16 protein-coding genes are annotated in these 24,172 nt (G+C 39.7%); 8 read left to right on the top strand and 8 right to left on the bottom strand.

Annotated features, from left to right (window positions below; all coding sequences use genetic code 11):
• Positions 1-29 precede the first annotated feature (29 nt).
• Positions 30-1,466 carry a DUF1080 domain-containing protein gene (locus P0Y49_10250; protein ID WEK21518.1) on the top strand — a complete coding sequence of 479 codons (1,437 nt, stop codon included), beginning with the start codon at positions 30-32 and terminating at the stop codon, positions 1,464-1,466.
• 16 nt (positions 1,467-1,482) lie between these two features.
• A complete protein-coding gene (locus P0Y49_10245; protein WEK21517.1) occupies positions 1,483-3,444 on the top strand; it encodes a hypothetical protein in 1,962 nt (653 codons plus the stop codon).
• A 62-nt stretch (positions 3,445-3,506) separates the two neighbouring features.
• Here the strand turns inward: P0Y49_10245 and P0Y49_10240 are convergent, their stop codons facing one another.
• The 3 genes from P0Y49_10240 to P0Y49_10230 are packed head-to-tail and all read right to left on the bottom strand — an operon-like array spanning position 3,507 to position 7,304.
• Positions 3,507-4,865: a Gfo/Idh/MocA family oxidoreductase gene (locus tag P0Y49_10240; GenBank protein ID WEK21516.1), complete on the bottom strand. Its 1,359-nt coding sequence runs from the start codon at positions 4,863-4,865 to the stop codon at positions 3,507-3,509.
• Positions 4,866-4,878: 13 nt separating this feature from the next.
• Positions 4,879-6,240 (bottom strand): DUF1080 domain-containing protein, encoded by a 1,362-nt coding sequence (locus tag P0Y49_10235; GenBank protein WEK21515.1) that lies wholly within the window; start codon positions 6,238-6,240, stop codon positions 4,879-4,881.
• Positions 6,241-6,272: 32 nt separating this feature from the next.
• The gene (locus P0Y49_10230; protein ID WEK21514.1) at positions 6,273-7,304 is read right to left on the bottom strand and encodes a PmoA family protein; all 1,032 of its coding nucleotides are present in this window, start codon (positions 7,302-7,304) and stop codon (positions 6,273-6,275) included.
• Positions 7,305-7,543: 239 nt separating this feature from the next.
• Between P0Y49_10230 and P0Y49_10225 the strand changes: the two genes are divergently transcribed.
• The 3 genes from P0Y49_10225 to xseB are packed head-to-tail and all read left to right on the top strand — an operon-like array spanning position 7,544 to position 10,116.
• Complete coding sequence (locus tag P0Y49_10225; GenBank protein ID WEK21513.1) at positions 7,544-8,563, top strand: LD-carboxypeptidase; 1,020 nt, start codon at positions 7,544-7,546, stop codon at positions 8,561-8,563.
• A complete protein-coding gene (xseA, locus tag P0Y49_10220) occupies positions 8,538-9,932 on the top strand; it encodes an exodeoxyribonuclease VII large subunit (protein ID WEK21512.1) in 1,395 nt (464 codons plus the stop codon). Before P0Y49_10225 ends, xseA begins: the two co-directional genes overlap by 26 nt.
• A complete protein-coding gene (gene xseB / locus P0Y49_10215; GenBank protein ID WEK21511.1) occupies positions 9,907-10,116 on the top strand; it encodes an exodeoxyribonuclease VII small subunit in 210 nt (69 codons plus the stop codon). The genes xseA and xseB overlap by 26 nt, the downstream gene beginning before the upstream one ends.
• A 6-nt stretch (positions 10,117-10,122) precedes the next feature.
• On the opposite strand, the gene P0Y49_10210 is transcribed toward xseB, so the two are convergent.
• From P0Y49_10210 to P0Y49_10200, 3 genes are all read right to left on the bottom strand, one after another.
• Positions 10,123-11,115 carry an NAD(P)-dependent oxidoreductase gene (locus P0Y49_10210; GenBank protein WEK21510.1) on the bottom strand — a complete coding sequence of 331 codons (993 nt, stop codon included), beginning with the start codon at positions 11,113-11,115 and terminating at the stop codon, positions 10,123-10,125.
• On the bottom strand, positions 11,112-12,230 hold the full coding sequence (locus tag P0Y49_10205) for a hypothetical protein (protein ID WEK21509.1): 1,119 nt from the start codon (positions 12,228-12,230) through the stop codon (positions 11,112-11,114). The genes P0Y49_10210 and P0Y49_10205 overlap by 4 nt, the downstream gene beginning before the upstream one ends.
• 69 nt (positions 12,231-12,299) lie before the next feature.
• Complete coding sequence (locus P0Y49_10200) at positions 12,300-13,505, bottom strand: pyridoxal phosphate-dependent aminotransferase family protein (protein WEK21508.1); 1,206 nt, start codon at positions 13,503-13,505, stop codon at positions 12,300-12,302.
• A 399-nt stretch (positions 13,506-13,904) separates the two neighbouring features.
• Here P0Y49_10200 and P0Y49_10195 point away from each other — a divergent pair, with 399 nt between their 5' ends.
• The 3 genes from P0Y49_10195 to P0Y49_10185 all read left to right on the top strand — a co-directional run bounded on the left by P0Y49_10195 (position 13,905) and on the right by P0Y49_10185 (position 16,022).
• Positions 13,905-14,756, top strand: coding sequence for a dienelactone hydrolase family protein (locus P0Y49_10195; GenBank protein WEK21507.1), 852 nt, complete (start codon positions 13,905-13,907; stop codon positions 14,754-14,756).
• 153 nt (positions 14,757-14,909) lie between these two features.
• A complete protein-coding gene (locus P0Y49_10190) occupies positions 14,910-15,215 on the top strand; it encodes an RNA-binding protein (GenBank protein ID WEK21506.1) in 306 nt (101 codons plus the stop codon).
• A 117-nt stretch (positions 15,216-15,332) separates the two neighbouring features.
• Positions 15,333-16,022, top strand: coding sequence for a lysoplasmalogenase (locus P0Y49_10185; GenBank protein WEK21505.1), 690 nt, complete (start codon positions 15,333-15,335; stop codon positions 16,020-16,022).
• 2 nt (positions 16,023-16,024) lie between these two features.
• On the opposite strand, the gene pbpC is transcribed toward P0Y49_10185, so the two are convergent.
• Complete coding sequence (gene pbpC, locus P0Y49_10180) at positions 16,025-18,415, bottom strand: penicillin-binding protein 1C (protein WEK21504.1); 2,391 nt, start codon at positions 18,413-18,415, stop codon at positions 16,025-16,027.
• Positions 18,416-18,429: 14 nt separating this feature from the next.
• Positions 18,430-24,012: an MG2 domain-containing protein gene (locus P0Y49_10175; protein ID WEK21503.1), complete on the bottom strand. Its 5,583-nt coding sequence runs from the start codon at positions 24,010-24,012 to the stop codon at positions 18,430-18,432.
• Positions 24,013-24,172 lie beyond the last annotated feature (160 nt).

The raw sequence follows: 24,172 nt of genomic DNA, 5'->3' as shown, positions 1-24,172 counted from the left end.
ACATTTAATTAATAAACCAAACACACTGTATGAAACTAAATTATTTAAAGTTCGGAACAACCGCATTTCTGTGGCTGTTTGGAACAGCACTGGTTTCGGCTCAACAACTGACTGATCAGTTGGCTATTAACCTCAATGACCTTTCTTCATTTAAAGATCCGGGCAAAAGCTGGTCTTTGGCAAAGGATGTTACTGCCAGCTTAAAAACTGATAACGAATTAACCATCACAAAAGGTGCGGGAATCCTTGTAAACAGCCCGGATAAAAAAAATCAGGGAGCAGATCTTTTCACCAATGCATTGCATGGCAATATGATCCTCGAACTCGATTACCTGATGGCGAAAGGTTCAAACTCGGGTATTTACCTGCAGGGAAATTACGAAATTCAGCTTAGGGACTCCTGGGGAAATACGAACCCGCTGTCATCAGACAATGGTGGTATTTATGAGCGTTGGGATGACTCAAAACCAGAAGGACAAAAAGGTTATAACGGTTATGCACCACGCCAAAATGTAAGTAAAGCCCCTGGTTTATGGCAACATTTAAAAATCGCATTTCAGGCGCCACAATTTGATGCCGGAGGAAATAAGATTGCCAATGCAAGGATTCTTACAGCAGAATTAAACGGAATAATTATTCATGAAAATGTTGAACTATCAGGCCCAACAAGAGGGGCTAGTGATAAAGAAAAAGCGTTAGGGGCCTTACGTTTGCAGGGTGATCATGGTGCTGTAGCATTCAAAAACATTAAGATTTCAAAGTTACCTAATGATCTGCTCAATGGAGGTCAGAAAGGTGGTGGGGGTGCCGATCCAATTTATATAGGCGCAGCAACCAATACCATGATCCGCAGTTTTGTAGATTTTGCACCTAACCAACGCTCAGTACATGCTATTTCTGTTGGTAGTCCAAAACAAGTGCATTACAGTTATGATTTTGATAATGGCTTGTTGTTGCATGGCTGGCACGGAGAATTTGTTGATGCTACACCAATGTGGGATGGCAGGGGTAATGGCACCTCCAAAGCACGTGGAGCAGTAACTACATTTACAAAAAAGCTGATCCCTGCTGTAGCACAATTGAGTAATCCGCAAGCTATATGGCCGGTTGATAGTACAGGAACTGGTTTCCGCAGCAAAGGTTATGTAATGGATAATGAAGAAAGGCCAGAGTTTAAGTATAATATTTATGGTGCTCAGGTCACAGATGCAATTAAGGCCTTGGATAATGGTAAAGGATTAAGCAGAACCATTACTATAGATAAACCTGTAACCGGATTATATGTTTTGCTGGCTAATGCAAGCACTATTGACGAGTTAATTCAGGGATTTTATGTGGTTGATGGAAAAGCTTTCTATCTGGAGCTTGATGAGACGGCAAATAAGCCGATAATCAGAGATGTCGATGGCAGAAAAGAGATGATTATTCTGCTAGGCAATAAATTAAAATATTTCATTTCATTCTAATCTGGCCAGCAACAATATGAAACATACTTTTAAAATGCTGGCTATGCTGGCTTTGAGCTTTAATTTTACAACAATATGGGCACAGGAGACACCAAAAGAAGAAGATTTTTTTAAGATAGTTAAAGTCAGGATACCAGAAGGACCAATACTTGAGGTAGGTGGATTGGTTACTTTACCTAATGGAGATCTCGCTATATCCACCCGCCGCGGCGATGTTTATGTGGTAGAAAACCCAACAGGCAATAGACCATATTTTCGCAAGTTCGCTACCGGTTTACACGAAATATTAGGCATTGCCTATAAGGACGGAGCCTTTTATGTTGCTCAAAGAGGTGAGCTGACCAAGCTTGTCGATAAGAATATGGATGGCAAGGCCGATGTTTATGAAACCATATATGCCTGGCCTTTAAGTGGACATTATCATGAATACAGCTTTGGTCCTAAAATAGCGGCTGATGGTTCTTTCTTTGTTACAGCTAATGTGGCTTTTGGCAATCAGGAGTGGTGGCGTGCCGAAAGCCGTGTGCCTATGCGTGGCTGGACTATGAATATCACTGAAGATGGAAAGATGAAGCCTTGGGCCGCAGGGATGCGTTCTCCGGCAGGATTAAATGTAATAGATGGTCAGCTATACTATACAGAAAACCAGGGCGACTGGGTTGGCTCAGGTGGTATATGGAAGGTAAATGAAGGTGATTTTATGGGGCATCCGGCTAGTTTAATATGGACAAAAAGAAGCGATTCTCCGGTTAAACTTAGCTCGGAGCTCTTTTATTCGAAAATGGATGAACGAAGAATAAAAGACAATGGGGGTAAATACATCAAACCTGAGAACAGGATAAATGAGAATTTTAAAACCTTGTTCGATATGAAGAAAGAGTTTCCTGAACTCCGTTTGCCGGCTGTATGGCTTCCTTATGGTATTTTAGGGGTTTCTACATCAGAGCCTGTAAAAATCCCTCAAGGTACTTTCGGTCCTTTTGAGGGACAACTTTTGATTGGCGATCAGGGAATGAGTATCATTTCAAGGGTATTTATGGAAAAAGTGAATGGAGAGGAGCAGGGGGCTGCGTTCTTATTCAGAAGCGGCTTCCGCTCGGGTGTACTGAGGATGGCCTGGGGGCAGGATGGCTCCCTGTTTGTTGGGGAAACCAACCGTGGGTGGGGTTCTGCCGGTGATGCCAATGAGGGACTTGAGCGAATGGTTTACAACAATAAAGTGCCTTTCGAAATGAAAGCAGTCAGAGCAATGCCTGATGGTTTTGAGATTGAATTTACAAGTCCTGTAGATTTAAAATCAGCTCAGGATCTTGCATCCTACAATGTTGAAAGCTTTATTTACAAATATCAGTCGGTATATGGCTCACCACCTGTAAACACCGAATCTTTAAAAGTAAAAGGTGTGAAAGTATCGGCAGATGGTTTAAAAGCCAGAATCGTGGTCGACAACCTGCGCCAATATTATATCCACACGATAAAGGTGAATGGCATCCGCGAAAAGCAGAATTTTTATTCTGTTGTACACCCGGTAGCTTATTATACCTTAAACAACATCCCGGCAGGAGAGAAGTTGGCGGCAAGTGAGCTGAGTACCAGAAATTCGGCCAATGACCCTGTGGCAGATGTTACTCCGGTATCAACTAAAAAGACGGTAGCTACAATTAAAGAAAAAGCTGCACCTGCAAAGAAGGTTGTTGAGACAAAAGTTCCAGTCGCGAAAGCGCCAACCTATGCAGAAGTAAAAGGTTTATTGGCTAATTACACCTGTCTGGCTTGTCATAATCCTACAAAAAAGCAGATTGGCCCTGCATTTATGGATGTAGCTAAACGGAAATACTCAGATGAAAAGATTCTGCAACTGATCCACAATCCTAAACCGGAAAACTGGCCTGGTTATGCTACTGAAATGGCGCCTATGCCACAGGTTTCCAAGGCTGATGGATTAAAAATTGCAGCGTACATCAATTCATTGAAGTAATTATAAACCATAAAAAAGAGGCGTTTGAAATCATCAAACGCCTCTTTTGTTAGCCATAGTTTTTAATATTTAAAGACTTTCCCATCTACCATTACTTCCTGAGTAGCTTCATCAAATGTAGCCCTCTTGCCAGTTCTAACGGCAGCATTCGTCATAATGGTAGCTATTGAATGACAATACCCCGCTTCAACAGGTCCGTTCGTTTGCTTACGGCTTCTAATGCATTCCATCCAGTTGCGCATGTGTGCAGATGTCAATTTATCACCACCGGTATTGGCCGAAGCAGCAACCTGCTCAACCATATCACTTAGTTTTAATTCAGGCAATAGATTGGGTTGCATTTTCATTGCTGCTGCTGATTTAGCACTTAAACCACCAACAGGAGAAACCGTATTCGTGTTCAAATTCAATTGTCCGCCATTTGAATAATAGATTTCGGCCGGACGCTCATCACCATTGTGCATTCTTGAAGTAAATACTACCTGGAAACCATGATCAGGATCATTTGGTTTACCATAATCAAATACGGCAGTTGTAGTATCCCAGTTTCTACGGCCATCTTTCCATTGGTAAATACCACCATTGGCTACCACACTTCTAGGATGTTTTAAATCTGTAAACCAATGTACAGTATCAATTTGGTGCGACATCCATTGTCCCGGCATTCCAGAAGAATATGGCCAGAACAAACGGAATTCTAAATATTTTCTCGGATCCCAGGCTTCAAAAGGACGATTAATTAAAAAACGCTTCCAATCCGTGTCCTCTTGTTTCAATAATGGTACAAGATCCGGTCTGCGCCAGCGTCCGGGCTGGTTTACATTCCAGCTCAGTTCAACCATTGTAATGTCACCGAACTTACCATCTTTTATAAATTTATTAGCTGCATGGTAATTACTGCCACTTCTGCGCTGTGAGCCAATCTGAAAAATTTGTTTAGATGCCTTAACCGCTTTCAAAGCCATACGTGCATCTTCCATGGTTTCTGCAAAAGGCTTTTCGCAATAAACATCACATTTATTGTTCACAGCCTCGGCAGCATGTGTAGCATGTTGAAAATCTGCAGTACTTACAATCACTGCATCAATATCTTTTAAATTATATAGCTCATCATTATTACGGCAAGCTGTAATATCATGACCGAATTTAGATTTTAAATGCGCTACACCTAAATCTCTCTTATGGCTCCAAAGATCAGATACGGCTACCATATCAAAATTCAATTCTTTCTGGTGATTTAAAAATGAGGGTAAAAGTGCATCTTTAAATCTGTCAGAAAAGCCAACAACACCAACTCTTACCCGATCATTTGCACCTATGATATTACCATAGCTCTTTGCACTTAACCCCATAGTCCCTAAATAGGTTCCTGCTGCTGCAATAGCAGATTGTTTGATAAATTTTCTTCTTGAATCTAACATGATTGCTTAAATTTTAAAGTTCTTTTAATTTAATACTTCTAAAGGATACGTTATCGCCATGGTCCTGAAGGAGGATATGTCCTTTAGGCGCCATCCCAAAATCTTTCCAATTTTTATATTTACTATCCGCAACTAAGGCGTTAAACTCGGCCGATCCTCTAACATATTCAAGGATTTTAAAGCCATTTAAATAATATTCTATCTTATTATCCGGGTAAACCATAATTACCCCTTTATTCCATTCACCAATCTTTCTTTGCGAATTAGGTATCTTTTTGCTGGTTATAAGGTCATATAACGAACCTAGCGTACGGTTGCCATTCTTACCTAATTTAGCATCAGGATGTTTCACATCATCAAGTATTTGGTACTCAGGTCCAATAGCTGAACCTTTATTCCCTTCTGTTAGTGTTACAAAATATTTAACTCCACTATTGGCACCTTCAGTCAGTTTAAAATCAAACTTTAATGCAAAAGCACCATATTGTTTTTCTGTCACGATATCACCGCCATTGGTAGACTCTGCTCCGTTAGATTTAAGCACACTCAGCTCACCATCTTTTATTTCCCAACCTTTCTCCGGAAATCCTTTTTTATAAGCCCCTTTCCATCCATTGGTAGTTTTTCCATCCCATAAAAGACTATAGCCATTTGCTTTTTCGGCAGCAGATAAATCATTTGGAATTGTGTTTACCACATAAATGTTATCCATTTTTGTTGGCTTCAATCCTTCTGTCTGAATACGGATGTTTTTCCATCTGATCTGTTTACCGGGCTCATCATTTTTACCAATAGCATGTACCTGCAAGGCGATAAAACCGGTAGGTGTCATGTTATCAACCAAATTAGCCGTAGGTATACCATTAACCCAGGTCCTGATCGAATTGCCAATACATTCAATTCTATATTTATTCCATTCTCCTTTTTTAAAGGCAGTTTTACCTTTAGGGTTGATGTCCATAGGATACAGCCACCCACGACGAGCCTCATCATAAATACCGCCACTGTAAGCCCTGTCTGAAGGATCAACCTCCATTTGATAGCCATGAACTCTACCGTTCATATAGTCAGGCTTACTCTCACTTCTAAACTGGATTCCGGAATTCATAGAGTTGTCTACCAGTAATTCAAGTTCAAGAATGAAGTCGCCATAGCTTTTTTCTGTAGCTAAAAAGGAGTTGGGCGTATCCTTAACTGTAGTGCCTGTAATCTCTCCATTTACAACCTCATATTTTGCTTTGCCGTTTAGTTGTTTCCAACCTGTCAAATCCTTTCCGTTAAATAAGTTTTGCCATTTGCCACTTTGTGCATGTAAGGAAGTTAAGGATGTCCCCAGCATCAAACCGGTTAAAATTAGTAATCGCGTTGTCTTCATTTGTGTTAATGATTGTTTCTATAGTTTATAAATCAAATTTGTTTTGCAAAATCAGCAGCTTGTTTGTTCAGGAATTCGGCAGTTTGTTTTTTGCCTGACCCAATGATTACACGGTAACGGAAAGTAACCGATTCTCCAGGTTTCAGGGTAAAGTTCAGCTGTTCTTTACCATTGCTAAAAACAGCTTGTCCAAGTGGGTTGGCGGCAAATAGTCCATAATCTCTGGCATGCCAGTAAGTAGGGTAGCCTGGGTTTTTGGGATGATCAATAACTGCAATGGAAACGGGTTGATGCTCTTTTACTCCAAACAATACACACCAATTTCCACGTGTTCCCCAGGCATCATTACCCTTTTTACCTGCGCTGGTCAGGTAATCGCCATTAGCACCATTGTTAGTGGGTGCAATTTTGGTGACAATACCTTTATTATCAGTATAAGATTCTTCCTTATCAGAAGGTAACTCCAGTTCTTTTGTTACCCGGATGCCCAACATTCCATCCTTAACATCTTTAAAATAAACCGTGTCTTTTTGTGCGGTAAGTGTAGTTGTCCTGTCTACAGTCCTCGTATCGTCATTGCCACTAAAAACAAAAGTAGTGGCCTCTTTCAACAGCACTCTTTTATCCTGTCTTTCCCAATTTGCTGTATAGGTTAGGCTACCTTTAGTAGTGCCATCTTTAACAGCACCAACTTTTACATTTCTGATCCATCCATAAGCAGACTTCTTATCAGCAGGAATGTTGTAGGAATTGTTCCAGAAATCAAGCCCATTCACACTCTCGTAGTTGAACCATAAACCCACATGATGGGGGTGATCTGTGCGTTCATTGCCACGTTTCTCTAAAGGGAAACCTCTGGTTACCGTAAGGCTACTCGCAGTTTGTAAAGGATATAAGATTGGTTTTTCCAGGTTATCCGGATAAAGAAAACTGGTAAATGGTTTGCCATCGATCAAAACATCGACTTTTTGCTGTTTTGCATTTTCAAGAAAGCTTACCTTTTTGGTTTGCGCATTTAGCTGCAAGCCGGCAAAGCAGCAGCCAAGGATGAGGTACTTTTTCATTTATATTTGGTTAAGGTTGGCTGTATCTTTTAAGTCGCTTTAAAACGAACATCAAAGGCACAATATCCATTAGAAATACTTTCATCTAATGGATAAGTTTTAGCTAAATATACCTTTCTTAAAATATAATCTGGCCTTAAATTCAACTCTATACCCAAAAAATTACGAAAACGATTGAGTAATTTTTTAAAAATTATCGGCAATAAGCCTTATCATTGTTTATCCATAAAATAAGGACAATGAACCGCAAACATTTTCTTTCTTCCCTCGCAATTGCAGGCTCAACAATGACTAGCTTTAAAGCATGGAGTAATCCTGCCGTGCCTATCAAGGAAACAGTGATACCGCCGTATTTACGGCCTGGTGATACCATTGGTGTAACCACTCCGGCAGGGTACATGACCATGGAGCAAATTCAACCGGCTCTGCAATTGATGGAAAGCTGGGGCTTTAAAATTCAAATTGGCAACACTATTGGTAAAAGGGATTATGGCATGGGCGGAACTGATGCCGAGCGTGCTCAAGACCTTCAGGAGATGCTGGATGACCCTAACATTAAAGCCATCATGTGTGCACGCGGTGGTTATGGTGTGGTTCGGATCATCGACAAGCTTAATTTTGATAGGTTCAAGGCTAAACCCAAATGGATCATTGGCTTTAGCGACATCACCGTGTTGCATTGTCATTTAAATAGTCGGCTAAATACAGCTTCCATCCATTCTAAAATGTGCAATAGCTTTCCTAAGGATTGGTCTTTAGCGGAGCCTATACAGGTAGAAACAATCCTTTCCATTAAACAAGTATTAGGCGGACAAGCAGTAAAATATAGTGCTGCTGCCCAAAGTTACAATAGAATGGGCAGGGCAGAAGCTCACCTGATTGGAGGAAATCTTAGTATCATAGAAACCCTTACAGGGACGGTATCAGATATCAAAACAGATGGAAAGATTCTTTTTGTAGAGGATACTGGTGAGTACCTGTACAATATAGACCGGATGTTTTGGAACTTAAAGCGTAGCGGAAAACTCGCAAATTTAAAAGGGCTTATTGTTGGTGGCTTTAAAGTAAAACCTGATGATCCAGGTGAAGAATTTGGCAGGACTGTCTATGAGATCATTACAGAAAAAATTAAGGAATATAACTATCCGGTCTGTTTTGATTTTCCGGTAGGCCATCAAAAGAATAACTTTGCACTTAAATGTGGAACGAAACACATATTTAACGTAGATGCAAATGGAAGTTCACTCTTATCAATCTAATCCTGCTGCTATAAGGCTTTCGGAACTGACAAATCAGATCCGGCAGACGATTGATGGGGTATTTGGCAACAGGACTTTCTGGGTCATTGCAGATGTTACGAGTCATACCTATAAAGAGCAAAGTAATTATCATTATTTTGAACTTGTAGAGAAAGATAAAGCTTCGGCAAAGATCCTCAGCAAGATAGCGGGTAGAGCATGGGGAAATGCTTCTGTAAATATTACTAACTTTGAACAAGCAACCGGCCAGAAATTTAAGAACGACATTAATGTACTTATCCAGGTTTCGGTGCAATACAATCCGGCATTCGGGCTACAGCTAAATCTCCTGGATATAGACACCAATTTCACTTTGGGCTTATTTGAACAACAGCGAAAAGAAACATTGGAAAGATTGCTTAAAGAAAATCCTGATTTTATACAAAAATCAGGTGAGCGCTACATTACCCGCAACAATAATCTGGCTTTAAATAATGTGCTGCAGCACATTGCAGTGATTTCATCAGCCACATCAGCCGGTTATCAGGATTTTAGACATACGCTGGAGAACAATACTTTCGGTTATCGTTTTCAAATAGATGATTATTTTACTTTAGTACAGGGTGAGGCAAATGCCAGGCCTTTTCTGGCTAAGCTTGTAGAAGTATTTCAATCGGGGAAACCTTACGATGCATTGGTGATCATCAGGGGTGGTGGTGCGCAGACAGACTTTCTCATTTTTGATAATTACGAGCTGAGCAGAGCCATTGCTAAATTTCCAATACCCGTTATCACAGGAATAGGACATCAAAAGAATGAAACTATTGCCGATCTAATGGCCCATACTTCTACTAAAACACCAACAAAAGCTGCCGAACTGATCATTGCCCACAACCGGGCATTTGAAGAAGCTTTGATTGGTTTGCAGAAAATGGTGCTGATTAAAACCTATCAATTGATCAATTACCATAAAGATAGGTTAACGCACATTAATCAGATTACCATCCGTACTACACGTAATCTAATACACGAGCAACATAGGAATATCCTTAACTTATCGCGATTGGTACTAACCAATCCTAAGATCATGATCTCCAACAAGCAAAAGGACCTGGCCAACGTGATCAGTAACCTGCAATCCTATAACAGGATTTATTTTGCTAATAAAAGGGGTTATATTGGCCACTTTCAATCAGTAGTCAGGCTCATGAGTCCGCAAAACATATTAAATAAAGGCTTTGCCATACTTAAAGTAAATGATCAGATTGTTAGCAACGCCGATCATATTGAAGCTGGAACTGAACTTACAGTCCGATTGGCTTCAGCAGAAATTAAAACAACAGTAAACTCCAAATCAACTATAGATGGAAACGACGAATTTAACCTATGAAAGTGCTTATAAAGAGCTTACAGAAATAGCTCAGGAAATAGAAACAGAAGCGGTATCGGTAGATATTTTGGCAGAAAAGGTAAAACGCGCATCAGATCTGATCGAATTTTGTCAGACTAAACTTCGTGCAACAGAAACAGAAGTGAACAAGATTATTAAGCAGATGGAAAACCCACCTGCTTAATAACTATTATAGCCAATTATTTAACTTATACCATTTAATAGTCTGCATTATACCTTTTTCCAGATTATACTCTGGTATATAACCCAAATCAGCCTTCGCACCTGCAATGCTGCAGGCCCAGTTAATCGCAGTAAGTTCAGCCATTTTCTCCTTGTTTAAGGCAGGCGTATTTTTGCTTCCTGCATATATAAAATCCATAATGGTAGCAAGTAAGGCTACCAAAGGCACCGGAATATGGAACTTAAAGGTGTGCTTATTTAATGCTTTTTTTGTAAAAGTAGCTAAGGCATAACGGTCATATGTCTCACCATCAGAAATGTTGTAATGCTGGTGGACTGTTGTAGCAGTTAAAGCCTTTACAATCACATTAACCAGATCTTTAACATATACAAAACTGAGCTGCTGCTTAAAGCTGCCTATATGTGGTTCAAGCCCCTTATTAATACTATTAAACAAAATAAATAAATCCTTTTCCCTTGGACCATAAACAGCTGTAGGACGTATGGTAAGCAAAGGAAGTGTGGTAAGCTCGGCCAGATATTGCTCGGCCAACATCTTACTTGCACCGTAATTTGTCACTGGGTGAGGGGCACTGACATCCTGAATTTCATTAGATAAATCCTTTAGAGGACCCAATGCAGCCAGACTACTTACAAAAACGAATTTCTCTAAATTGATATTGGCTTCAAGTGCAGCAGTAGCCAGATTACGGGTATAAGTAGCGTTTACCAAATCGTACTCAGCCTTGGTTTTTGCTTTAGTAATACCGGCAGCATGTATAATATAATGATATTGCTTATCTTCCAGTTCCTGTTTTAAGCTATCAACAACGCTGTAATCAAGATTTACATATTGTACATTAAAACCTTTCAAATGTGAACGGTCACTGCTCGGTCTGATTGCTGCATAAACTTCCAGATCCGCTTTTAAAGCTTCTTCTATCAAATGATAACCCACAAAACCACTCGCACCGGTAATCAATACCCTTTTTTTACTCATACTGCTTTCTCATAGATCCTGTATTTCTTATACGGATCACCTTTTATAGCCTTAATAGCATTATTTACCATATCATTATGCTCCAACGTCCATCCTGCTTCAGCATATTTAAAGTTTTTTGCACGATAAGATTTAATGATACTACCATATATACAGGCTTCAATACCCATTTTACGATATCCGTCAACCACTCCTAAAAGTAATATTCTGATACCAGTAACATTTTTCTTTCCAAACAACAATTTGAAAATTCCTGTAGGCAATAATCTACCTTTTTTAATCTTGATCTGAATTTGATTCATATCGGGAATGGCTGCACCAAAACCTACCAATTTACCATCCTGTTCGGCCACAAAACAAAAATCAGGGTCCAGTACCAGTTTCAAATCTTTAGCCTGGTAATCAAACTCCTCATTATTCAGGGGCACAAAACCTGCATTCTTATCCCATGCCTTATTATAAACTTCGCGCAGATTTGCTGCTTCCTGTTTAAAATTCTTCATGTTGATTTTTCTGATGGTGATGTTGTTCCGTTTTAAACGATCCTCAAGTCTGTCCATCAGTTTAACCGAACGATCGTCGTAGTTGTCGCCATTAAATTTCCAGGCAATCAAATCTACATTCTTTTTCAAGCCCCATTGCTCCAATAAAGTTGCGTAGTAAGGAGCATTGTAAGGCATCATTACAACTGGTGGTGAATCGAAACCTTCAATCAATAAACCACAAGATTCATTGGTCGAGAAGTTAACCGGGCCAAGTATTTTGTTTTTTACCCCTTTATCTTTTACCCATTTCTCAGCAGTGTCTAATAGTAAATTGGCTGCTTCCTGATTGTTTATACAATCAAAAAAACCAAAAAAACCATCACTGGTATTGTTCAGGCTATTATAGTTGTTGTTCAATATAGCAGCAATCCGACCTATAAGCCGTTCACCATCATAAAGCAAAAAACACTGCAATGAAGAGTGTTTATGAAAGGGATGTGTAGTTAAAAGATCCTTCTGAGCTATGAACAGCTCCGGTACATAATTGGGATCTCCCACATATAAATCGTGCGGAAAATCTATAAATGTTGCTAATTGTTTCTTGGTGCTAACGGCAACAATGTTCTTCATTAGTTTATATGGTTTGGTTTTGAAAAGTTAAAGGCTTAATCTGTTACGATTAAGCCTTTATTAGATATTTTATATCGTTTCCTGGAATGATTTTACCTGGACTTCTTTGGCAGCGGCTGATAGCTTCTCAACAGCTTCCTCAATCTGCTCGAAGGTGTGTGTAGCCATTAGAGAGAACCTGATTAACGATGAATCAGATGGTACAGCGGGCGATACTACCGGGTTTACAAAAATTCCGTTGTTACTTAGGATATTTGTAACCATAAAGGTTTTGTCGTTATCCCTGATGTAAACTGGAATAATAGGGCTATCGGTATGTCCGATATCAAATCCAGCTTCAACAAGCAATTGTTTAGCGTAGTTTGTGTTTGCCCACAATTTGTCTATACGCTCAGGCTCAGATTCAATAATGTCAAGGGCAGCAATTACACTTGCAACAGCAGCAGGAGGCATACTTGCGCTAAACATTAAAGAGCGTGCTCTGTGTTTTACATATTCAATAGTTTCTTCGGTACCGGCAATAAAGCCACCTAATGAAGCTAGTGATTTACTGAAAGTACCCATAATAAGGTCAACATCATCCGTTAAGCCAAAATGAGAAGCAGTACCAGAACCATTAAAACCAATAACGCCCAAACTATGCGCATCATCCATCATAATGTTAGCACCATATTCATGTGCTATTTTTACAATTTCCGGTAAGTTTACCAAATCACCTTCCATGCTAAAAATACCATCCGCAACAATCAGCTTTGCAGCATCCTCAGGTAATCTGCTCAATTTCTTGCGCAAATCATCCATATCATTATGGGCATATTTTATAGATCTGGAGAAAGACAAACGACTACCATCTATAATAGAAGCATGATCATATTCGTCGAGGATTAAATAGTCATTTCTATCTAACAAGCAGGAGATCACCCCTAAATTAACCTGAAAACCAGTACTGAATAGAACAGCAGCTTCCTTGCCTACATAAGCAGCAAGCCTTCTTTCCAATTCAATATGTATATCTAATGTTCCATTCAAAAATCTTGAACCAGCACAACCTGTCCCGTATTTATCGATTGCAGCCCTGGAAGCTTCTTTAATCTTAGGGTGATTAGTTAAACCCAGATAGGAGTTAGAGCCAAACATCAGTACCTTTTTCCCGTCTATTACGACTTCTGTGTCCTGGCCTGATTCAATTGCACGGAAATAAGGGTACAAACCTTTTTCCTTAATTGCCGTAGCGTCTTTAAAAGCTGCTATCCTATCGTATAATTTTTTACGCATGCTGGTACTTTGTATGTTTAGATCACAGAACTCTTTAGTTGATATTATATTTTTATATGAGGCATTATTTGTTCTGTCTTTAATAAAACCCCATTATTTTTTTACTGACTAAATTAACAATTTTGTCAATTTGTAAAAGTCCCCAAAGCTAAGATCATAAATACAGAAAACAAAACTTGAAGTGAACCAAGTTTGAATATATTACTTTTTAAAACAAAATTTACAATTTTCTTATAATTTATTCAAAATTGACCCATAATAATCCGCTAAAAGTAAGAACTCTTTTGCAAAAATCAGACAAATTGGAATCAACTATTTTTAATAAGTACGAAAAAGTGCATTTATCAACTCCCAAATAAACCTTATATTGTATTCTTTTTTTACGCTAAAATATGTCTTATGGATCAGAAAATTATTACGCTGTATGATGAATACACACACAGCGGCATCAGTAGAAAAGAATTTATGAAAAAATTGGCCATTCTTACCGGGAGTACAGCATTGGCCTTATCGGTTTTACCGCTGCTGGAAAACAATTATGCGACGGCCGCAACGATTAATGACGATCACTTACATACGGAAACCATTACTTATAAAGGAGTTGATGGTGAAATTAAAGCATTTCTGGCAAAACCTAAAGATAAAGAAAAGCTGGGCTGCGTACTCGTTATTCATGAAAATAGAGGGCTAAATCCACATATTATAGAGGTAACTAAGCGGGTTGCAAGCGAAGGATTTCTGGCGATAGGAGTAGATGCTTTATCACCTTTTGGGGGTACACCCGCTGATGAAGACAAAGCACGTGATCTGATTGGTAAGTTAGATCCTGCGAAAAATCTTCAGAATTATTTATTGGGATTGGAATATTTACGCAAAAGGAAAGATGGAAATGGCAAAACAGGCTGTGTTGGTTTTTGCTGGGGTGGAGGAATGGCTAATCAATTAGCTGTTGCTGATCCAAAATTACGTGCTGCAGTTGCCTATTATGGCGCACAACCTAAAGCAGAAGATGTAGCCAAAATAAAGGCGAGCGTAATGCTGCACTATGCAGGACTGGATGAACGAATCGATGCTGGAATCCCGGCTTACGAAGCTGCATTAAAAAAAGATCATATTGATTATAAGTTGTTTATGTATGAAGGCGTAAATCACGCTTTCAATAACGATACTTCACCAACCCGGTATAATGAGGCTGCCGCTAAGCTTGCATGGCAAAGAACTATCTCACTTTTTAAGGCTAAACTTGCCTGATGTAAAATAAAAATCTTCATTAAAATCAATAGTTGCAAAACAAATTTAACTCGCACGTGTTTATACGTTTGTCAGATAATTATACTTATAACTGACACTAAACATGAATTTTAGCAAAAAAATGCTTACTTTTGTACAAATTTTTAAACATTAATGAAGATATTTATTACAGGCCTTCCTTTAGAAGTAGGGGAAGATGAATTAACAGCCGTATTTGGTGATTTCGGTCAAGTAAAATCACTTAGGATAATCAAAGATCGTGAGACTGGTCAAAGTCGTGGTTTTGGTTTTGTGGAAATGCCTGTTGAAGAAGAGGCAAAAGAAGCGATCAAACGTATGAACGGTGGTGATTACAACGGTAACCGTATTAAGGTTGCTGAAGCGCAAGAAAAACCAAACACAGGCGGTGGCGCTGGTGGTGGCTTTAGACGCAACAACCGCACAGAAAAAAGCTACTAGGCTTTTTCTTTCTACAGATTCTATAGTATCAATCTATATAGGGCAGCAGTTATGACTTATGTCGTAATTGCTGCTTTTTGGTATAGGTGCCGTCTGTCTTAAAATTAGAAAGGACAAATGCTGAAAAAATACGCTAAGTTTAATATCATATTTGGACTGATCTTTATCCTGCAACTTACTTTAGGGGATAAAGGCAGTGGTAATCTGGCTTATTTTATAAAACCCTGCATTGTACTGTCCTTACTCATCATGCTGTACATAAGTACCGGATTAAAGGGCCGTTTCCATAAGCGCCTGTTCACCGGATTGATCTTTGCCCTGGCAGGTGATGTATTACTTATTTACGCAGCGAAAGACGAATCCTATTTTATGTTCGGTCTTTGCGCATTTCTACTTTGTCATATTTTCTACATCAGGGCATTTTACCTCGACTTTAAATCAGCACCGGAATTGGATAAAAAAGGAGCTCGGATTGCTATTTTGCTTTGCGCAATTGTTGCCATTAGCTTCTATTTTTACTTAAGACCACACCTTGGAGTGATGAAACTCCCAGTGATGGTCTATATTCTCGCGATTAGCATGATGATGATGATGGCCAGTTTCCGCAATCTTCGCGTTAACAGCCCCAGCTTTAAACTCATCCTTTTTGGAGCAATGGTATTCTTGCTGTCTGACTCAATTCTAGCTTACAATAAATTTGTACAACACATCGATCACTCTGGTACCTGGATCATGGCGACCTATATGATTGCCCAGTATCTGATTACTATTGGTGCTGTAGAACGCAAACTTATTCATACCAGCTAATTTTATTTCTTTTCTTTATCTAAAATTGTAAAGGTCTGTACCAATCTTTCACCTTTATCATCCACAAGTGTAAGCGTGTGTTTTCCGGGTGGCGGACTAACAGCCAGCTGATGGTAATTTTTTGTAGTAGCTATATATTCACCATCAATATGCCAGTAAATCTTGGCATCCGCATTGCGATGTGTAGCATTTAAAACCACCTTTCCGCGACTTCCATCAAACTCTACCGGTACATAAATACTTGCATTGTCCTTAGGATAGATCATATCCATTACATAATTATTTCCTTCAGCATCACAACCCGGCTTAAAAGGCGGAAGCAATTTATAATCGCTGTTTTTTATCTTATAATAATATTCCATGGTTGGTGGTAGTACAAACCATGGTACGTGCAGCATATCAGCAGTAGCTTCACAAGCATCTGTGACACGAAAGTTTCCTGTTTTATCCAGATGAATTAATTTATGGTATGGGCAAAGTGCTGTTTTTTCTCCTGCCGGAGATACCAGTTCTTCTATTACATCCTTGCAGTACTCGCCGGCCTTGTAACCACTTTGCCGGCATACCCGCATTTTTTTAAGCTTGGTTTTAGGTGCTTGAAACCAGCTTGCATTAGGTAGCAACTTAAAAACATCAAACAATACAGGTGCAGCCGCGTCAATGCCGGTTAAACCTGGTCTGCCTTCACCGTCAGCATTTCCCACCCAAACACAAACCACATAGTCGGGATTTAGTCCAATTGCCCAGGCATCCCTAAAGCCAAAACTCGTTCCGGTTTTCCAGGCCAGTCTTTGTGAAGAAGAGAACTGTTCCCATAAACCTTCTTCACCCGGGCGCATCAACTCTTCCATAGCATTGAAGGCATTCCAGATTGCGCCATGATCCAACACGGCGTTTACCTGCGTCTCGTATGTTCCAAAATATCCTTTACGCTCATCATTCTTGCCTTTAATGTAGCTTGGTGGATCATAATCATGCGGGTTATATTTTCCCTTGTAATCGTTAAAATGATTTAAGGTCCTGGCCATCCCCATGTAAGTCTTTGCCAGATCCCACATTGTGACCTCACTGCCGCCAAGGATAAGTGATAAGCCATAATGATCTGCAGGCTGATTTAGCGTACTGAAACCAAGCTTTTTTAACTGATCATAAAAGCGCTGATACTTATAGTTTTGGAGCATCTTAACTGCAGGGATATTTAAGGAACGGCTCAAAGCCTTATCAGCAGGAATAGCACCGTCATAACCCAAATCATAGTTCTGTGGTGAGTAGCCACCAATTTGGGTTGGAATGTCGGGAATCAATGTTCTTGGGAGTATAAACCCATCGTTCATCATACTGGCGTATAGGAGTGGTTTTAATGTACTACCCGGACTGCGTGGCGCTTTAATCATATCTACATGACTTTCCAGCTCCTTGTTCTCAGGTTGATAAATATTACCCACATAACTCAATACTGTTCCTTGTTTTACATCCAGCACCAAGGTCGAAATGTTATTGATGTCATTAGCCCTATAGCGATTGTTATACCTTTTAAGTAAGAAATTTATCTTCAGTTGTAAATCGTAATTTAATGTGGATGTAATCCTTGTACTCTTGCTGTTCAATATGCTACGTTCAGTTTTAAAACGATTAAGCAGGTGAGGGGCGTTCTGTGGCAAAGGCTGAGGTTTACCGGGAATTGGTTCTAGTTTGGATAAATTAGCTGTAGCCTGATCAATATATTTCAGGGCTGCCATTTTATCCAATAAATCATTACGCTTTTTAATCAGCTTAACAGCGTTCTTGCCCGGATGTACCAACGAAGGACTATTGGGCAATACAGCTAAGGTAGCCATTTCACCCCAGGATAGTGTTTCCGGGCTTCTCCCAAAATAGCGCCAGGAAGCAGCTTCAATTCCTACTACATTACTTCCAAAAGGCGCATTAGCAGCGTATAGGTTTAAAATATCCTGCTTAGAGTGACTGATTTCCAATCGTAACGCGAGCAACATTTCTATCAGTTTTTGACCTATAGATCTGCTTTCTCTACGAGACAACCGAATTACCTGCATGGTAAGCGTACTGCCACCGCTGACTACACTTTTGGCTTTTATGTTTTGCCGCATAGCTCTACTTATCGCCAGCAGATCTATACCCGGATGCTGGTAGAAACGCTTATCTTCAAATGCCACAATACACTGCGCAAACTTTGGCGGAACAGTATCTGCCACTGGAAAACGCCATTGCCCATCTTTAGCAATTGATGCACTCAGCAATTCCCCATTGGAAGCTTCAACCACATAAGAAGTTGGGTTGATGAACAACCGGGATGGCAAAGCAAACCAAAACCAAAGTAGGAGCAGCAGACAAATGACATCGGAAATCAGGATTGCTTTTTGTTTCTTGAACATTATAAGGTCAAATCCTATTTAATCACCTGCACCCATTTCCCTGCTTCAGTAGCACTTATGCTATTGTTGTACATCGCTTCACATTGTACTGCCGACAAATAGTACCTGCCGATGTAGGAAGCATTTAACAATACCTTGTAAGTAACAGTCTCGCTCTCTCTTAAATTGAAATATGTAAACACCCGGTCATCCCTGATGTCACGATAAGTATAAGGTGAGGCAGCAAGAATGCTTTCGTTGTCATTTACCCTGGTGTTGATGATCTCCCAACCTGAAGGGAAAATCTGTGTTAAAGCCATTTGCTCATAATAGCCCATTTTTCCAGGATTCTTAACTACTACCTCAGCATAAAAATCTGTTCCTTGTTTCAATACAGCAGGATCTAGTGGTTTGCCATTTAACAATTTATAACTAACACTCATGTCCAATACCTCTGGATTATTAGGCAGGAAGTTATTTTGTCCTGCTGCCGGTTGTCCTTGCAAAATCAAGCGTATAAATAACACGTTTTTACCGTTATTATTAACGGTAACGTTATTACCACCTGTAAAAGTTAACGCTGTACTATTCAGGAATTGGTTTGAATTTACTTTGCCACTTTTTCCATCAATGCTATAGCTATATTGTAAATTATTGGAAGCGGTATTGGCACCGCAGAATTTAGCAATAGCAAGCAAGCTGTAGGCGGTAGTCTGTGTGCTATACCAATCGTCTTTACCTAGTTTAATAGCTAAAGATTGAACCATTTTTGCTCCTTCAGCTTTACGCCCCAGCAACGTTAAAGTCTCCAATATCATCGCTTCATCCCTAATGTCAGAACCATAAGTGCCGCCCAATTGGTTGTAAGGTTTCACTTCAGTAGATAAATCTTTAATTAGGTTGCTGGCCGCATCAGTTTGTCCTGCAAGTTTATATGCGGCAGCCAGTCGCCATTTAGCACTTACAGAAAGATACTGAAATGCCCTCAATCTATTCATTGCAGCCATATCGGCTCTTTTGGCTAAAGCAAGTACATACAAACGGTAAGATTGCGAAAGATCGCCGCCATAAAAATTATTGCTATTGGGCGACCAGTTAGCGGCTTTAACCTTTAAATAACGAAGCAGTTCGTCCAACATACCAACCGGGGTTGTATAACCTGCATTCTGCGCTTCAACCAGGAAGTGGCCAGCGTAATTACTTCCCCATTCATCAGAACTGCTTGCACCTGGCCAGTAACCCAAACCGCCATCTGTAGTCTGGAAACCGCGCAACTTATTGATACCTGCCTTTAAATTTCGTTCTGTTTCTGCTTTTTGCTGTTCCGTTAATGGAGTCAGCTTATTTAAAAACAACTGTGGAAAAATTCCGGATGTTGTCTGTTCTACACAGCCATGTGGATACTGTACCAGATAGCTTAAGCGCTTTTTTAGATTGATAGGTGGGATAGAAGAAACCTCCACACTGCCCGAATTGGTACCAACCATACCTACAGGAAGATATTTAGTAGCCCATTGTCGACCTTGCTCTAAAACTGCCGAAGTTACATTGGTTACAAAAGGATTCGGATTACGAATGTCAAGTTCTACATCATAAGCCGTTTTTTCCGCACCACTTTGGGCTATCAATTTTATTTTAGCAATACCGGTCATTTCAGGCGCTTTAACCTCAAAGTAAGCCATTTGCTCACCCGGCTGTTTAAAGGTAAGCTGAACCGTTTTATTGCCTTGTACCTGTAAGTTTTGCAGCTGCAGTTGTACAGTAACATTTTTCAGATTGTTTTCTGTAGCAAACACAGTTGCAGGCAATGTAAAACTTTCACCTGGTCCGATTACTCTCGGCACAGTGGCTAGTAACATTAGCGGCTTTTTAACTTGCACGGACTTCTCTACCGAGCCATAAGCTCCATCCTGACCAGCAATTACCATTGCTCTTACTGCACCTATGTATTGTGGAAGTTTAAATTTGTGCGTTTGTGAAGCACCCTTAGCCAAAGCAAATGGTCCTAAATATTTTACAACAGGCACAAAGCGATTGGCTTTGGCTGGATTCAGATTCCTGTTGATGCTACCATCACCACCAATACTCAGGATGCGTTCCAGATTACCACCCCATGCACCTAATACATAGTCAAACAGATCCCAAGTCTTTACACCTAAACCTTCACGTGCGTAAAATACAGCATGAGCATCAGGAGTTTTAAACCTCGTTAAGTCAAGTAAACCTTCATCTACAAGTGCAACGGTATAAGTCATTGCTTTTCCATTCTGTTCAGAAACTGTAATGGTACTTTCTGTTTCAGGCTTCAACTTATCGGCCATTTTAATGACCGGTTTCAATATGGTCTGAGGATCTTCAACCATTAGGGGAATGGCGCCATACATGCGTATAGGTAGGTCATTTACAGTTTGTGCATGTGGTTGTAGTAAGGTTACATTTGCAAATACGTTCGGAGCCATTTCTTTTTCGGCCTTGAACTTAAACTGTGTTTGTCCCTTTTTAGTATCTGTCCAGAAGGTCTTTAATACCTTACTGCCATTTTCAATGGAGATTAAAGCTCTGCCACCATCACCCGATGGGATGGTTAACACTACTTCTTCGCCAACCTGAAACTTAGTCTTATTGGCAGTAAACGAAAGCATAGAGGCTTCGGTAGGGTTGCTACTTTGCTCACGCTGCGCCCATCCCGGCCAGTCAATATATACCGATTTACCGGTTACATGACCACCATTTAAATCTCTTACCAGGATCAGGTAACGACCCCATTCTGGTTCATCTATTCTAAATTTCCAATTACCTTTACCATTAGATAAAGTTACATTTTCCTTTTTAATCAGTTTGTTATAAGAATTTTGAGTAAAGTTGGCAAAGGAGTTTTCATTGTCCTGTTCCCACCACCAACGCCATTGCACTTTATAAAGCTCTACCTCAACGTTTTTATTTCCTTGTAATAGTTTACCATCGCGATCTACATTTACAATATCAACCTTATGGTCTTGCCCGGTAAATAGCATTCCACTCATTTTTTCACCTTCGGGGGTTTTAATCCCATAATAGTTGGAGTAAACATGATACGGGATACTGAAATTATCAATGCTAAAATTACCACCTGCCTCAAATACTTTAGTCGTAAAATTAGCTTTAAGCATTCCTGGAGCACTATTGTTCTCGTTCAGGTTGGTATTTATAGTTGCAGTACCGTTTTCGCTTAAAGTACCTTCGAATATGGTTTTTACCTGCGATTGGAATACTATTGTCGGGTTGTCGAAAGTGAAGTTATCAAAACCTTTGAAGGTGGTCTTCATGGTATTCAGGTTCACATCAACTTTAGCTTTAAGGTTTTTCCCTACAGCACCAAACAACCATGTAGCGGATAGGGTAGCTGTAGAAGGGCCGCCTGAACCTAAATATGTACGGTTGCCAATGTCGAAATTGATCTTGAGCCTGTTTGGCATTACAGTTTCAATTTTAATGGTTTTAGTAAAAGTAGCACCACCTGCTTTTACCTTTGCCAACCAGTTACCAGTTGGTGAAGTACTTTCTGTAGCTGTTTTAAAAGCATAAAAACCATTTAAAGGTTTACCGTTGATGCTGCGCTTGATCAATTGTCCCTGAGGATTATAGAACTCGAAAGTAATCGGATAAGCACCTGGTAATTTCTTTAGCTTGTCTTCCAAAACAAAGGAAAGGAATACTGAATCACCGGGACGCCAAACGCCCCTTTCTCCATATATAAAACCTTTAAGACCATTCTGCACCACATCACCACCAACATCAAATCTGCTCAATGGGAGTGAGTTTCCATCATCCAGCTTCAAATAACCTCGTTCCTTGCCATTTTTAGCGACCAGCAAGAAGGGCTTTCTCTTCAAATCAAAGGAAGCCATGCCATCAGCATCTGTTGTTACCGTATGTATTACCTGACGCTGATAATCCAGCAATTCTAACGTAATACCACTTAATGTTTTTGCGGTCAGCAAATCAGTAGCAATGATTAACATACTGTTATCGTTGCCTCTTTTGGCAATCAGACCAATATTGGAAGCTATTAAATTGCGACTTGCCCAACGTTCATTTGTATAGTAGGATGGGGTACAAGGGTTGTCACGATCTTCCCATCTGTAATTATTAGGGTAATAACTGTTGTAGCGCTCCCAAAACTCGTCGTCCTCATCAATTTTCTCGCCATAACGTTCGTATTCATTTTCACTGTCGCCCACTGCAGCTTCGGCTTCTGCGCATTTATAGACATTATATGCTCTTCTGAAACCGATAGTTACACGGTACATAGCACCCGGTTCCGTACGAATGATCTTGTCCAGATCCAAAGTGTAGCGGTGCTTTTTATGTAAATCCAAAGCCTTGTCTTCGTCTAATCTGATGGTTTTCTGAATAACAGGCTTACCTACACGACGCAATTCACCACCATCTTTATAATTATTAGTCTGAAAAAATTGTGGGATATTATTTTCGTAAATCTTGATGATGGTTACATCTACTGCTTTTAGGTTAACAGCTTCAAATGGAAGCACGAGCTTACCGGAATTTGGAATAATGGTACCGCTGCCGGCAATGACTACCGAAGGCAGTTTGTTTTCAAAAACAATATTGGCTGTTTTAGCGGCTTGTAGTTTTTTGCCATTTATATTTTCCACTCCCTCATTTACAGTGAGCGAATAATTTCCCTCCAGTGTATTGGGCGAATAGATTTTGATTTGGCTGGCATCTATAGTAAAGCGCAAATCAGTTAATCCTGCTAAGGAAACTAGTCCGTTTAAGTCCTGACCAACACTTATAGGTTCAGAAAATTGTACCAGTGCATAATCTTCAAGCTCTTGAACTGCACGTATATTCAAAATCTTAAATACACCAATAGCAGGTACAGTAACAGTTTCTTCACCTTTGCTATCTGCGGCAATGGGTTCGCCAGACCAAAGGAGCTTTAACTTATTTTCCTGCTTAGTTTTTTTGATACTGTCTACAGTAAATGTAGAGGTGTTTTTAGCTGGGTTATGCTGCCATTTTACTTTAAGTGATTGTGGAAAATCAACTTTCAAAGCCTTTTCAATCAGCTTGGTATCTTCCTGATCTGAAGTAGAAATCTCGCCGCTCAGTTTCATATAATCCAATGAAGTATTATTTTGTGAAACAAGTCCATTTTGAGTTAAAAACATTCCAGGTTTAATTACTCTGAAATCAAATTCAAATGATTCCAGTCCTTCTTCGGTATCGGTAACCTTGTTTAAATTAAAAGTAGCTTCATACGTTTCGCCGGGTTTCAAGCTTTCCTCAGGTCTAAATTCGACCGTTTGTGCGTCAATCCAATAGGATTTACCTTTTACAGCAGGAGAGAAGCTGAACAAATCCCTGCTATCGGCCACACCAATATCACTCATTGTTTTGACCTGGTTAGCGAGATGTACACGGATAAAGCTCTTTTTAGAAACTGTACCCGAGGTATAGGCTTCTATGTATTTAGCATATTGCTGATTATAATCTTTAGGTTTTGACTTCTTAAAAAAGAAGAAAGCGCCTATTCCAATCAGGACCAGAGTCACTAGACCAATAACAAAACCTCCTTTGTTTTTCTGGAAAAATGAGGGCGAGGTAGTTTTCATACGATTCAATTAAGATGATAGATGTCTACAAAAATTAATAAAATATTGTAGAATATTTTAAAATGTTATCAACGACTTCAAAAAAGTAGAAAAAATATCAATAAACTAACATTAAGGTAATATAAACGCTTCAAATTTGTATCCACTTATAAAAAATAAA

This window comes from Candidatus Pedobacter colombiensis, assembly GCA_029202485.1.
Classification (GTDB): domain Bacteria; phylum Bacteroidota; class Bacteroidia; order Sphingobacteriales; family Sphingobacteriaceae; genus Pedobacter; species Pedobacter colombiensis.
The sequence above is the reverse complement of the archived record's forward strand: the minus strand, read 5'-3'. Positions and strand labels throughout refer to the sequence as shown.

Coding starts and splice junctions, on each gene's coding strand:
- P0Y49_10250 (WEK21518.1), top strand. CDS start 30: ATGAAACTAAATTATTTAAAGTTCGGAACAACCGCATTTCTGTGGCTG.
- P0Y49_10245 (WEK21517.1), top strand. CDS start 1,483: ATGAAACATACTTTTAAAATGCTGGCTATGCTGGCTTTGAGCTTTAAT.
- P0Y49_10240 (WEK21516.1), bottom strand. CDS start 4,865: ATGTTAGATTCAAGAAGAAAATTTATCAAACAATCTGCTATTGCAGCA.
- P0Y49_10235 (WEK21515.1), bottom strand. CDS start 6,240: ATGAAGACAACGCGATTACTAATTTTAACCGGTTTGATGCTGGGGACA.
- P0Y49_10230 (WEK21514.1), bottom strand. CDS start 7,304: ATGAAAAAGTACCTCATCCTTGGCTGCTGCTTTGCCGGCTTGCAGCTA.
- P0Y49_10225 (WEK21513.1), top strand. CDS start 7,544: ATGAACCGCAAACATTTTCTTTCTTCCCTCGCAATTGCAGGCTCAACA.
- xseA (WEK21512.1), top strand. CDS start 8,538: ATGGAAGTTCACTCTTATCAATCTAATCCTGCTGCTATAAGGCTTTCG.
- xseB (WEK21511.1), top strand. CDS start 9,907: ATGGAAACGACGAATTTAACCTATGAAAGTGCTTATAAAGAGCTTACA.
- P0Y49_10210 (WEK21510.1), bottom strand. CDS start 11,115: ATGAGTAAAAAAAGGGTATTGATTACCGGTGCGAGTGGTTTTGTGGGT.
- P0Y49_10205 (WEK21509.1), bottom strand. CDS start 12,230: ATGAAGAACATTGTTGCCGTTAGCACCAAGAAACAATTAGCAACATTT.
- P0Y49_10200 (WEK21508.1), bottom strand. CDS start 13,505: ATGCGTAAAAAATTATACGATAGGATAGCAGCTTTTAAAGACGCTACG.
- P0Y49_10195 (WEK21507.1), top strand. CDS start 13,905: ATGGATCAGAAAATTATTACGCTGTATGATGAATACACACACAGCGGC.
- P0Y49_10190 (WEK21506.1), top strand. CDS start 14,910: ATGAAGATATTTATTACAGGCCTTCCTTTAGAAGTAGGGGAAGATGAA.
- P0Y49_10185 (WEK21505.1), top strand. CDS start 15,333: ATGCTGAAAAAATACGCTAAGTTTAATATCATATTTGGACTGATCTTT.
- pbpC (WEK21504.1), bottom strand. CDS start 18,415: ATGTTCAAGAAACAAAAAGCAATCCTGATTTCCGATGTCATTTGTCTG.
- P0Y49_10175 (WEK21503.1), bottom strand. CDS start 24,012: ATGAAAACTACCTCGCCCTCATTTTTCCAGAAAAACAAAGGAGGTTTT.